The sequence below is a fragment of the Rathayibacter sp. AY1D2 genome, assembly GCF_002932695.1.
Taxonomy (GTDB): Bacteria; Actinomycetota; Actinomycetes; order Actinomycetales; family Microbacteriaceae; genus Rathayibacter.
This window is the reverse complement of record NZ_PSVX01000001.1, coordinates 88,169-99,629: the sequence shown is the minus strand read 5'-3', so window position 1 is coordinate 99,629 and position 11,461 is coordinate 88,169. Positions and strand designations below refer to the sequence as shown.

Here is an 11,461-nt window from a genome sequence, read left to right as displayed (position 1 = left end):
CCGGCGGTGAGGGTGTCGGTGCCGACCGATATAAGTGGGGGATGGACTTCACTGAGCTCGCTGGCCGCGTGGAGAAGAACGTGTTGGGTCGCCTGATGCATGGGCAGCGTGAGTTGTTTCACAGCAACCTGCTCGCCTGGTTCTTCGAGACGTTGCCTGATGCCGCGGATACAGTTTTTCTGCCACTCAGTGCACCCGGTGCGGGCACGGCGCGCCTCGTTGAGCGAGAGCGTCAGAACATGGATCTGGTGCTGCGGTGGCCTGACCGCGCACCCCTGGTGATCGAGAACAAGGTGTTCGCGATGCCCGACATCAACCAGCTGGACGAGTACGCGCAACTCGCCGCGGCGTGGCGAGGTTCGCCTCCCGCCTTCTGCCTGCTCGCAATGTCGGCGCCGGTCCTGCACGCCAGCGCCAGTGGAAACCTCGTGACGCAGAACGGTTGGCAGTACCTCAGCTATGCGGAACTGGCGCGCAGAATCGAGGCAGCTCTCCCTGCTAGGGAGTCCTACGAGGTGGAGACAATGCGTCGATACACAGCGCTGATCGGTGACCTTCAGCAGTTGATCTCCGCCGTCGACGTGACGTCCGATCAGGAGGAAGCGTGGCTTCCGGAGACGATGTTGGGTGCGGTGGGGAGTTCCCAGACCCGCGCTGCGTTGCAGAAGGCCCGGTCGCAGCGCATCGCTAGCGCCCTCCGCCGGGACACGTCAGGTCGAGCGCGGTCAATTGGCCACGGGATGACCCGTTCGGTCGCGCTCGTCGAGTCCTTCGAGCACGTGCTGGTCCAAGGAATCGACCTTTGGGCTGGATGGCAGCTTCAAGGTCCACAGTTCCGCCGAGTGGTCATCTTCACCGACCCCGCACTTCAAGGCGGTAGTCCTGCTGCACGGGAGCAGCGAGCCTCGCTCGCCCGATCGCTCCCGGAACTTTTCACACTTCCGACAGTCCTCTCTGCAACTCCCGCGGGGCGGAACGAGTTCAACCACTACGCACCGAACTTCGTCTACCAGTACGGCAAGGTTCCCTCACTGAGACTCGATGCCCTACTCCAGGCGACGTCGGAGATCCACACCGACCTCGCCCGCTTCGAGAGCGTCCATGCGGAATCGCTCGACCGAAGTCACGTACGCACCCCCTCCTACTAGAGACTGAACGGCAGCAACCGATGTACCTTCCCGCTCCCCGTGGTTTGAAAAGCCCTGAAGCAGTCCGCGAACGGCTAGACCTCCTCAAGACGGAGCCACGCGTCCAGCCACTCCGCGCTTGGGCAGCAGAGGTTGTCGAACGCCGCCGCCCGAGACAGCCCGACATCGTCATTCCGCACTTCGACCCAGCCGAGGCGGGGGTAGAGGCCCGAGCGCTCCTGCTCTTCGAAGCACCTGGCCCCAAAACGGTTCCCGAGTGGGGTGGCTCCGGCTTCATCTCCGTCGACAACAACGACCTGACAGCGCAGAACGTTTGGACGGCCCGTAACGACGTCGGGCTCCACGAATACGTGCTGGCCTGGAACATCAACCCGTGGGTTCTCGGCCGAGCAGATGTGAAACCGACCGCTGACGAACTCGGGCAAGGTGCGTCCGAACTACGCCGGCTGCTAGCCGTCCTCCCGGACCTGCGCGTTGTCATCGCTAGCGGAAAGAAGGCGCAGGCCGGCTGGGACCGGCACGTCGCGCCATTTGTCGGCGAGAAGTACGTATCAATCCATGCGCCGCACCCCGCCGGGCAGTCCTTCGCTCAAACAGGGAACCGGGAGCGCTTCGTGCGCTCCCTCGAACGCGCGGTTCAGCTTGCAGGTTAGGCGAGCGCGGCCAGCACTCTGATCCCCGCGTTGATCCGCGGCGCCGCGCTCGCTCTCGCGAAGGAGTCCACCACTACGACTGCGGTCCCGTCCTCGGACGCCGTGATGTCGAGAGTCCGCGCGTCGATGCGGTCTGCCCTAACCACGGCTCGGGTCTGAGGTGCGCGAGCGGCGGTAGAACGTCGCTCGGGACATGCCCAGATCCCGGGCGACCTGAGCGGCCGGCTCCCCCGCCTCGACCAGGCGCAACGCGGACTGGATCTGGCTGTCAGTGATCTTCTGCGGACGGCCGCCGAGGTTCTTGCCGGCAGCTCGACGCTTGCTGATGGAATCGACCACCCGCTCGCGCTTGATCTCGTGCTCCATCTGCGCAAGCGCCGCCATGATTGTGAACAGCATTGACCCCATCGGAGTTGACGTGTCCACGTCCCCTCCCCCGAGGTTGAGCACGCGAAGGCCTGCACCACGACCGCGTAGCTCGTCCGCGAACGCCAGCATGCTCTGAGTCGACCGGCCCAGGCGATCCAACGTCGTGATGACCAGCGTGTCTCCCTCGTGCAGTGCGTCGAGCGCGCGATCAAATTGTGGCCGTGACGCTCGAGCACCTGAAACCCCGTGATCGACGTAGAGGTCATCGCGCCGGATCCCGGCCTCTAGCAGATCGGCCTTTTGCCGATCCGTGGACTGCTGGCGCGTCGACACCCGCGCATACCCGATCAACTTCGCCACAGGACTTCCCCACTGTCTCGAAACTCTCGCCTAGTACTATCGCTGAGCCACGAGGTTACGCGACGTAGTTACAAGAATCGGCGATCCGCCGAAATTCGCTCTCGCTGCGGACGGACGGCGGCCGTGCACGAGACGTCTCGTATCGCTAGCGATGCGAGACGCAGTCGCGGGTTGGACTGCTCGTCGTAGCGTCCAAGCACGACGATGGGCAGAGCGGACTTGGGTCCGTTCGCGGCAACCGACTCCGCGGACACGCCTGCATCACATGCGCTCTCGTAGAGGCGCCGGCCGGTTTCTCGCTGCAGCACTGCAACGACGGAGGTCAGGTGGGTCGCCAACGCGAGGCTTCCGCTGCCATTTCTGCACGTGCACGGCTGAGGCGTGCGAGGCGCCTAGGGTTCTTGTCGATATTCAGCGGCGGCGTGAGGTGCTCGATCACCGCGGTCTCGACCTCCTTCAGAGGGACTGGCATGCACGCGGGTACGGGCCACACCGCGAGCGTCAGTCGCGTGTGCATCCACAGAGTCAGCCGCTCGTCACCGCCGGGCGCGAGCGCGTAGTTCGCGAACCGCTCGGGATTGGCAGGGTTGCGAGGAACAGCCTCCAGTTGCAGCGATGCCCGAAGGAGCGCGGCGAACGAGCGTCGCACCGTTGAGCTCCCGGTTTGCGGTTTCGACCGCGGGTTCGTCGCGAAGTGACCGTTGAGGTCTCGGGAGACCAGGCTGTCCTCCGCCTTGCCGACGTAGAGAGGCCGCCCAGGCGCAGCGAGCGCGAGTTCTGCCCAAGCCTGGTCATCGCCGTAGATCGCATACAGGCCAGGCCGCGCCGGCACGTGCCCGCCTGCGGCGGTGATCGCCCAGCGTTCTCCGCTCAGCGTGTGGACCGCGGCTGTTACGAGGTCAGTAAACGGGATGATTGCGACCATGATCGCGACTGTACAAGCGGTCCGCGACGGCATGCTGCACCGAATGTCGGCGACTCACACCATGCTGAAGGTGTGCGACACATCGACTCTCCTCAGGCTGCTCGTGAGCTGGGCACCGAGGTCCTGAGTCCGCGGCGCCGTCCGCTCGTGCTGATCAGCACCGACGAGTCCGGAGCGTTCCTCTACGACCCGCAGCACGTCGAAAGCGAAGTCGGACAGCATGTCGACGTTGTGACGATCGCCACGGCTGAAGCGACCTACGCACTTGAGGCCGTGTTGCCGGCAAAGACGAGCCTCTATGGCGGTGCGGCACGCGCGTATCCGCCTGATTTCCACAGCGCGCCGGACTGGTGGCGCTCCTCGCTGCGCTTCCCGAAGTACCACGGTGTCGAGGAGCTGATCGAGGATGCGCTCGCGCAAGTGGTCACAACGGTCATCGCTCCGGTCGAGCGAGCTCGCTGGGTGAGTGCGACGGTAGAGCTCGTCTCCGGCACGACCGGCAACATCGCTCGCCTCGAAGACGGGGAGCGGGTGATGATCGTCGCCGACCGCCTCTCCTCATTGGCCTCGCTCGCAGAAGGGCTCGAGGTCGGCGGCCACGTCGATGGCTGGCTCCTCGGCAAAGACCTCGCCCCGGAGGCTGAGCAGTTCACCCCCAGCCGGTTCCTCGATGGATCCAGCACGCTCGCCCGAGTGGTCAAGGTCACCGACCGGCGCGTGAATCTCCTGCTGCATCCGCTGGCGCCGGAGTTCGTACTGCGCAGACGGGACGTCATCCCAGGCGTCGACGAGGGCGAGAACGATGACGTTTCCTGCGCCGACATCGTGCGTGAAGGCGAGACGGTTCGTGTACGCGTGACACGAAACGGGCAGGCTCTTGCCCTCTCCCTGATCCACGTGGATCCGAACGCAACGCTCGTCGAGCCGCTGCCTCTATTGAAGGGCGGAGTGCCGTGGCTGCGAGAAGGCGTGCATCAGCAGGTCGCAGCCCCGAAACCGCTACTCGATCCGTCAACCGCGGCGCCGCCGCCGTCGGAGGCGACAGTGGTGCCGGCGTTCCTACCGCCCCGGACCGCCGGAGCGAGCGCCGGCACCCGTGATCTGCAGGACATCCGCGACGAGCTCGCAGGGCTCCGCAGCGCTATCGGACGCCTCGGGCACGAACTCCGCGAGGGCACTGACCTCGAGACACTCGATCGCCTGCGCGACGAAGTCACCACGCTGACGGCGCAGCTACGCGAGGAACGCGAGAAGAGCGGCGAACGTGCCCTCATGATCGGCAGGCTGACACGTGACCTCCGCGAGGCAAAGGCCGCGAGGCCCGAGGTAGCGCACGACCCCGACTCGCCGTCCCAGCGACGTGGCCTCTGGCCCGACCCCGAGTCGTGGATCCGCAACGAGATCCGCATCGCGTGGACGCATCGGGTCCTGGCTGGAGAGAAGAGCCGCTACCCGCTCCAAGACGGCTACCTCGTGGGATCGGACTTCGTCAGCTCTCTCCAGATCCTCGATGACGGACAGCTAGACAAGATGCTGCGCGCCGCCGTGCACGTGCTCACCGGGCGTGCACCCGAGGTACCAAGCCTGGAGTTGCACGAGCTGCGCACAGGGCTGGGCGGTGAAGACGCCCCGGTCACGCGCGCCGATGGCGCTAAGTGCTGGCGGGTCGCGATCGAGCAGAAAACCGCATCGGCACGAAGCCTGCACTACTGGGTGCTACCCGGCAGGCGGATCGAGCTCAGTCGCGTCGTCATCCACGACGACTACACGCCATGATCAGCGCGTGCGGACCGAGAGGCCGACAGTAGCCTTAGATCAAGAATAACGAGCGGCGGAGAGAACATGGGATTTATTGACAAGTTGGTAGTCGGCGGGCGTGATCAAGCCCTCCAGCTTCTACACCGACCATTTCATCGTCGTTCGACGGGGAGCCATATGACCTCCTCGAGCGCGGTGCTGACATCACACTCCGGCTCCGAGGGCGCGTGCCCAGCCGCTACAAGCAGGGTGGCATGGACGCCGACTTCGGGCGTGGGGCGGACGAGGAGGGCGTCATCGTCGTCGAGCGTTTCCTCGCATGGAATGAGCAGGCCGGACCGGGCGGCGTCGTCCGATTCGAGGGGCTCGTGCGGCTGCACGAGCAGACGCTCCGCGCCAAGGGGACACTCGTCTTTGGGAGCCTGGCAATGCCGGCGGGTATCCTCGCGATGCTCGGCCACGAGGGGAGCAGCCCGGAGAAGCGGCGCGCGCTGAGCATGATGGCGTCGCCTCCGTGAAGGTGGGTCCGAGTTAGACCGTCCCCGACACCCCAAAATCGGCCAAGAGGATTTGAGTTGCATTGCCCCGATGAGTCCCACCAACGCTGTCGCAGACAGGTTGCCGAATTAAAGCCGTTGGCCCGTCTAGAATCAGGACTGACCTTCGCCTTTGGCCTTGGTCTTTCTCATCTACCGGACGGTGCGGCGTTATGCTAATGAATGGTCAAGGGCTCGCCTAAAAAGGAGCATTTTCCGATGACGGTTTGTTCACGAAATCCAAACCACGTGTATCCCGGGCACAACAGAACGTGCCCCTGGTGCGCAGCCGCTACCAGCAGTGCCGTTCGACAGAAAACATCCCCGCAGGCTCGCGCGTCATCCCGCGGAAAAACACCACATCCCACGCCCTCCTGCGTCGCCGCGCCGGTGTTTCACTCACCTCCAACACCGACTGCCCCTCTGGCCGCCTCCCGCCCGGCCGGTGCGTCAGCAAAGACGCCCGCCAACCCCCGACGGGTCGATCATGTGATACTGAGCGTCGGGATAGTTCTATGCGTTACAGTCGTCGTGCCCTGGCTTATTGGTCGGCATTTGCTACGCGACAGCATTTTCCGGGTTCGCGACACAGAAGTGTTTGATGTCGCGGCCCGTAACGATGGGGACTACTTCATGACCGATTGGCTCTCCGGCTGCGTTGTGGTGATGGTCATCACCGCGCTCATCATGCTTCGACCGTCGTGGTCTCGCCGCGTTCTTCCCGTCGCCACCGGAGCCCTCATCGCGAGTATTTCAGCCCTGCTTCTTGTGCCGCAGGCTGCAGCTTTATGGTCCACTGCCGAAGCTGCGACTGTTGCGCGTCTCGCAGCCGAAGCATATCCAATGGCGAAGTCGGAAGACGTGTGTGGAAGTACCGGAACCACGGTCACGGACGCAACCGGGGTCACGCATAACTACCAAATGTACGCAGTCGCGGGGTGCAGCAAAATCGAGGTGTTTGACGGCTGGACCCGGGTCGGTCAGTTTTCGCTACCCACAGGCGCACGATTCGGCGGCACGGATGGAATTACTGGCAGCTTATGGACGAATTTTGACCCTTTTGAGTCCGGATCGGCCGAGACTTCCGGGGCACTTTTGCAAACTACAGTCGGCACCTCGGTAGGCCTGACATACGCTAACCCCGCGGGCGCTTGGACGCTGGGCGGCGCGGCGAATGTCTATGACGCAAACCTGGCTCTTATCACACTCCTCGCCGATAGCGCCGAGGGCAGACTCGTCGGTATTTCACCGGCAAGCGGTCAGAAGCTTTGGTCAATTGAGTGCCCGGTCCCAGGCCAGGTGATGAGGAGCGCCGGTCTAGGCTCGTTCAACTCAATCGGAATGAACTGCCTTGGAGAACCTGCGACTGGTGACACCGGCAGTCGTAACTACGATATCGACCCGTCCGGCATCATCCTGAATGGATCATAGTCGGCCGCCGCGGGCACTTCCTGGTGCCCCCGGCAGACGTGGCTGGGTCACGCTCGCAGACTGCCATGCGCCTACTCAACTTTGCAGACGCTTCCCGTACCCCATTCGGTGAGGCCCGGGCCGAGTTTTTACGGGGCTAGGAAGTCAATGCGGGTCAGATCGACGGCAAAGGGGACAGCGGACACCGGGCGGCATTGCACGAGGGCGGAGCGCACGCCCCACGGAGGGTTCATAATCTCCCGCTTGCCGAGCACCGGCACGGTCGAAAGCACCCGCGAATATTGTGTGCTCGACGGCGCGTTGAACCCTCCCACGGTTCGGCTCTCCGTCAGCGTCGAGACCTGCCGCGTGCCGAGCCTGGAGGCGAAGTATGTCGCAGACTCGTCCGAGGGAGAGGGGAGCGCAACATAGGTCGCGCAGTTATCCAGGATCGTTGCCCGCTCGTTCTTGTCGGCGAACTGCGTCACGTTCTGCGCCGCGAGGACGACCGAGATGCCTGCCGCACGTGAGACTGATAGCAACTCCTCGAAGTCGATGCGATCAGTGAGCCGTGCCGCTTCGTCGATGAAGTAAAAAACCTTGCGCGCGTTCCTCTGGCCGAACCTCGTATACAACTCCCGCGTGAGCATGGAGATCATCAACGACGACAGGCTGACCGACGTGCGGGAGCCGCTCAACGGCGCCCCGATGATGAGCAAGGACGGGGCGTCCGTGAGAGAGCCGAGCGTGAAACCGCCCCCGCGGGTGACCGCCTTCACGCCCGCGTGGCCGAAAATATCGAGAGCATTTACAACGCCGCTCATCGCGCGACCGAAGTCTGTCGCAGGGAGACCCGCTACTTCGGCAAGCCGATTCCCTACCGACGGGCTGAGGGTTGCCAGCCTGCGGAGCAGAGACTGGTCGCTCGCGCTTGTAAGCAAAGTATCTAGGGACGGCGAGGACGTGGCAAGCACGCCCTCGATGAGTCCTCGGAGCACCCGCTTGTCGCGCTGCATAAAGTACGGCTGAGGATCGTTGGGCCTGTCGCGGCCGATCAGCGCCTCCACGGCGGCGACGACGGCATCCTCCGTGGTGAGGTCATCCAGCCACCCCCAGGTTGCGGAGTTGGCCGGCCGGGTAAAGTCCCACACCGCGACCCTCGCACCGAGCGCGCCTGTATTTTGCGCGTACTCTTCGACTTTGTCGAAAAGATTGCCGGTGACGTCAACCGCGATGACCGAATGGCCGTCGCGTAGCGCCCCGGCGATCCAGGGCACGATAAGCGAACTCGTCTTCCCAGCGCCGGTGGGGCCGATGATTGCGGCATGCTGCTCGAGGACTTTGGCGGTAATCCCGATCGGTGCGACCGGCCCCCTGCGGGGATCGACGGCGTTCCCAAGCGGGAACTCCCCAGCCATGCCGCGGAGTTGGCGGGCCGGGATAATGCCGCGGTAGTCGTAGATGTCGCCCGAGTTCGGGGGAGGAGATGCGTCGCCGGGACCGAGGATACCCGATCGTGCGGCGAATGCGCCACGAGTGGCCATCGCCGATTCAACCTGCCCGCCCACGGCCCGCCCCAAGGCGGTACTCGCCTTCGCGGTCCCCCTCGCAAGCGCGGAGACGATTTGCCAGCCGGCCCCCACGTCGTTACCGATCCCGCATGCGCTCTTGCGAGCGTTCGATCTCGAACCCGCGCTCCCGCTCCCCGGATACCTGTGTGCGCACTTCCCCACGGGCAACCTCGTGTGCTCGGTCGAGCGAACGCTGCTGATCGACAACCTCTGGGGCGACGCGGTTCATCTCGCTCTCCAGCTGGGCACTGATCCTGTCGAGAGTCTTCTGGTCGGCAGCTCGAACGTGCACGGGCAGGAAAGGCGCGCCACTCTCCTCGGCAGCCGAGAATCGATGCCGCCCCCTCGTGACTACCAGGCCCACGCCATCCTGAAACTCCGCCTCAAGGCGGGACTCGCGACCCAAAACGGAGTACATCCGCGTATAAGCATCACCAATGACCCGCTCCTGCTCCGTAAGCGGTGCGGCGCTCATCTGCCGGAAGTCCGCCTCTGTGAACCCCGCGGCCAGCCTACGGTGAACCTCCGGCACCGCGGCCACGTAGGCCGAGAGCTGCTGCTGCGTAGCTTTATCAGTCGGCGCGAGCCGCTCGCCACCGAGAGTCATCGCAGACGTCGGCACAGCGAGGAACCGCGACGGCCACGTCATGGCGCGGACTCCGACCCAGGCACGGCCATCGCATGCACGGGAGGCAGAGGAGGTGCTGGAGGAACGGGAACGGCAGAAGAACTAGGGGGTACGGGGGGCACGGAAGGTGTGGGAGGAGCCTGAGAAGCCAGCGAGGCAGGAAACATGCTCTCGCTCAAGGGGGCCTCGACCAGAGCGGCGGCGACGAGCGTCAAGTCGTCGCCGGTCTGATCATCAAGGGAGGTCAACCAGTCCGATAGAGCGGCCGCAGACAACGAACCGTCGGCGACGGCCTGCCACACGGCTTCAAAGAACGGGTCGAACGGAATGCCACCTTCATGCAGTCGGAGGATCTTGTACCTAAGTCCGTCGGTGCTCATAGCAACGCGGGGAACCAAGTTGTCGAAAAACCGTGTACGGACATGCGAGTCGAGTTCCCTTGGAGATGTTAGGAAGACGACTTCGTTCGCGTACTCACCTTTCTCCTCGGGAATAAGCGACTCAAAACCGGAATTGAGATCGAAGACGATGATCCCGTCGCCAATCTGAGCGACAACGGCGCTCCCCGGTGTGATTACGGCAACAGCAAGAGTCGTGGCGAGGTCACGCGTCTGGAGGCCATGCTCTCCCGCATAGGACTCGACCGCAGCTCGCGCCGCAGCGAAGCATCGGCGAAGCGCGGGCTCCGCGGAGATTTCCGACGTCGCGGCCACTATTAGCGCGGAAGCTTCAGCGACAACCGCTCGACAGGCCGCGAAAGATCCGAGCGCAGAAGTTCCACTACGGCTTCCAGCCCCATCAGCGACCGCGATGACAACACCGCGACCATCAGGCGCGACCTCGTACGCGAACGCGTCGTCGCACCCCCGACCCGACTCAACATGAGAAGTGCCAGGAACGCTTGCCGCGGTCACCCGCCAAGTCCGATTCAACCCGAGCGGCGGAACACGCGCAGCGTCCAGGCCCAGGGATCCCGGTCTCTTACGCCGGGGTGCTGCCCATCGGGGCCCCCGGAATCGGATTCGCACCCCTCTACAGCACCGCCCAGCCCTGCGGCGAGGGAAGGGCGATCTGCTGGGTCTGGTTGGCGACGTCCGCGTCATTGGCGCCGTAGTTCGACGAGTTCGAGACAGAAGAGAGTGATGCAGACAGCCACTTGAACATGGCGCCGAAAGCGAGACCATCCATGTGGACGGCGACACGGTCCTTGCTCAGCTCGTTCAGCTTCTCCCAGTTGACGGCGCTGCCGACACCGACGCCGAATACTGTGACTTGCCTACGCGCCTCCGCCTCGTTGAGGCGCTTCACTGCGACGTCGAAGCCTCCCGAGTTGGGCTCACCATCGGTGAGCAAGAAAAGCCACGGGCGGAAGTACTCCAGGTGCTCAGCCTTGTACTCCTTCTTCCGGGCCTCCAGCTCATCGAGCGCGAGGTTGATAGCAGCAGCCATGTCCGTCGATCCCTTGGCCTCGAACGACACCGGAGAGAGCGAGCGGGCCTCCTGGAACGGCACGAGAAGATTTGCATCGGTACCGAACGTCACCACGGCAACCTCGGCGCGCTTCCGAGCCAGCGGGTCGGCCTGAATGTCATCAATGAACGTCTTGAAACCCCGCGCGAGGTCTGCGACGTAGCTCGACATCGATCCCGATACGTCGACGAGCAGCACGCACGCGATGCGCGGGTCTCTGTTTTGCGTGTTGACCGGAATATCTAGTTCGCCGAACGCCATGCTCGACCTCCCAAATTGATCTGCTTGACGGCCGCGTCGTCCGTCCCCAGCGACACAGCGAGCCCGCCAGACGAACTCACGATCACCCTAGTGGTTTGGAGTAGCTGTTGGCAGGGGCGTCGCGAGGCTGGGCTGAAAACAATCACCGCCGCAACAGAGCAGTCGCTGAGCTCGACATCGCGGGCAAGCAGCGCCTCGCTGCCGCCCGACACGTCGCCCCGGACGGGGCGATCCTGCGGGGTCATACCCCCGGTGCGACGTAGCTCAATTGCGGGTTCGTCTCAGCCTTCCCTTGTGCCGCTACTTAACGTCCCACCCGCAGTGCGGGCACTTGTACGGTCCGTTCGGGTGCATCTGGTCCTTATACACCGT

11 protein-coding genes are annotated in these 11,461 nt (G+C 64.1%); 5 read left to right on the top strand and 6 right to left on the bottom strand.

Annotated elements, in window-relative coordinates; genetic code table 11:
* Positions 1 to 41 precede the first annotated feature (41 nt).
* Positions 42 to 1,148 (top strand): PD-(D/E)XK nuclease family protein, encoded by a 1,107-nt coding sequence (locus C5D04_RS00475; RefSeq protein WP_104347025.1) that lies wholly within the window; start codon positions 42 to 44, stop codon positions 1,146 to 1,148.
* A gap of 20 nt (positions 1,149 to 1,168) precedes the next feature.
* Positions 1,169 to 1,801: a uracil-DNA glycosylase gene (locus C5D04_RS17825; protein WP_146087816.1), complete on the top strand. Its 633-nt coding sequence runs from the start codon at positions 1,169 to 1,171 to the stop codon at positions 1,799 to 1,801.
* Positions 1,802 to 1,939: 138 nt separating this feature from the next.
* Here the strand turns inward: C5D04_RS17825 and C5D04_RS00470 are convergent, their stop codons facing one another.
* Together C5D04_RS00470 and C5D04_RS17820 are read right to left on the bottom strand one after the other, a co-directional pair.
* The gene (locus tag C5D04_RS00470; protein ID WP_104347024.1) at positions 1,940 to 2,530 is read right to left on the bottom strand and encodes a recombinase family protein; all 591 of its coding nucleotides are present in this window, start codon (positions 2,528 to 2,530) and stop codon (positions 1,940 to 1,942) included.
* Positions 2,531 to 2,852: 322 nt separating this feature from the next.
* Positions 2,853 to 3,455: a GIY-YIG nuclease family protein gene (locus C5D04_RS17820; protein WP_146087815.1), complete on the bottom strand. Its 603-nt coding sequence runs from the start codon at positions 3,453 to 3,455 to the stop codon at positions 2,853 to 2,855.
* 72 nt (positions 3,456 to 3,527) lie between these two features.
* On the opposite strand from C5D04_RS17820, the gene C5D04_RS00465 reads away from it, so the two are divergent.
* The 3 genes from C5D04_RS00465 (at position 3,528) to C5D04_RS17815 (ending at position 7,180) form a co-directional block, all read left to right on the top strand.
* Positions 3,528 to 5,231: a hypothetical protein gene (locus tag C5D04_RS00465; protein ID WP_146087814.1), complete on the top strand. Its 1,704-nt coding sequence runs from the start codon at positions 3,528 to 3,530 to the stop codon at positions 5,229 to 5,231.
* A 236-nt stretch (positions 5,232 to 5,467) separates the two neighbouring features.
* Positions 5,468 to 5,731 carry a hypothetical protein gene (locus C5D04_RS00460; protein WP_146087813.1) on the top strand — a complete coding sequence of 88 codons (264 nt, stop codon included), beginning with the start codon at positions 5,468 to 5,470 and terminating at the stop codon, positions 5,729 to 5,731.
* A 549-nt stretch (positions 5,732 to 6,280) separates the two neighbouring features.
* Positions 6,281 to 7,180 (top strand): hypothetical protein, encoded by a 900-nt coding sequence (locus C5D04_RS17815; RefSeq protein WP_146087812.1) that lies wholly within the window; start codon positions 6,281 to 6,283, stop codon positions 7,178 to 7,180.
* A 128-nt stretch (positions 7,181 to 7,308) separates the two neighbouring features.
* Here the strand turns inward: C5D04_RS17815 and C5D04_RS00455 are convergent, their stop codons facing one another.
* The 4 genes from C5D04_RS00455 to C5D04_RS00440 all read right to left on the bottom strand — a co-directional run bounded on the left by C5D04_RS00455 (position 7,309) and on the right by C5D04_RS00440 (position 11,089).
* The gene (locus C5D04_RS00455; protein WP_146087811.1) at positions 7,309 to 8,727 is read right to left on the bottom strand and encodes a type IV secretory system conjugative DNA transfer family protein; all 1,419 of its coding nucleotides are present in this window, start codon (positions 8,725 to 8,727) and stop codon (positions 7,309 to 7,311) included.
* 79 nt (positions 8,728 to 8,806) lie between these two features.
* On the bottom strand, positions 8,807 to 9,379 hold the full coding sequence (locus C5D04_RS00450) for a hypothetical protein (protein WP_104347020.1): 573 nt from the start codon (positions 9,377 to 9,379) through the stop codon (positions 8,807 to 8,809).
* Complete coding sequence (locus tag C5D04_RS18850; protein ID WP_374954366.1) at positions 9,376 to 10,461, bottom strand: PP2C family serine/threonine-protein phosphatase; 1,086 nt, start codon at positions 10,459 to 10,461, stop codon at positions 9,376 to 9,378. Before C5D04_RS18850 ends, C5D04_RS00450 begins: the two co-directional genes overlap by 4 nt.
* Positions 10,391 to 11,089: a VWA domain-containing protein gene (locus C5D04_RS00440; RefSeq protein WP_219814996.1), complete on the bottom strand. Its 699-nt coding sequence runs from the start codon at positions 11,087 to 11,089 to the stop codon at positions 10,391 to 10,393. Before C5D04_RS00440 ends, C5D04_RS18850 begins: the two co-directional genes overlap by 71 nt.
* Positions 11,090 to 11,461: the final 372 nt, after the last annotated feature.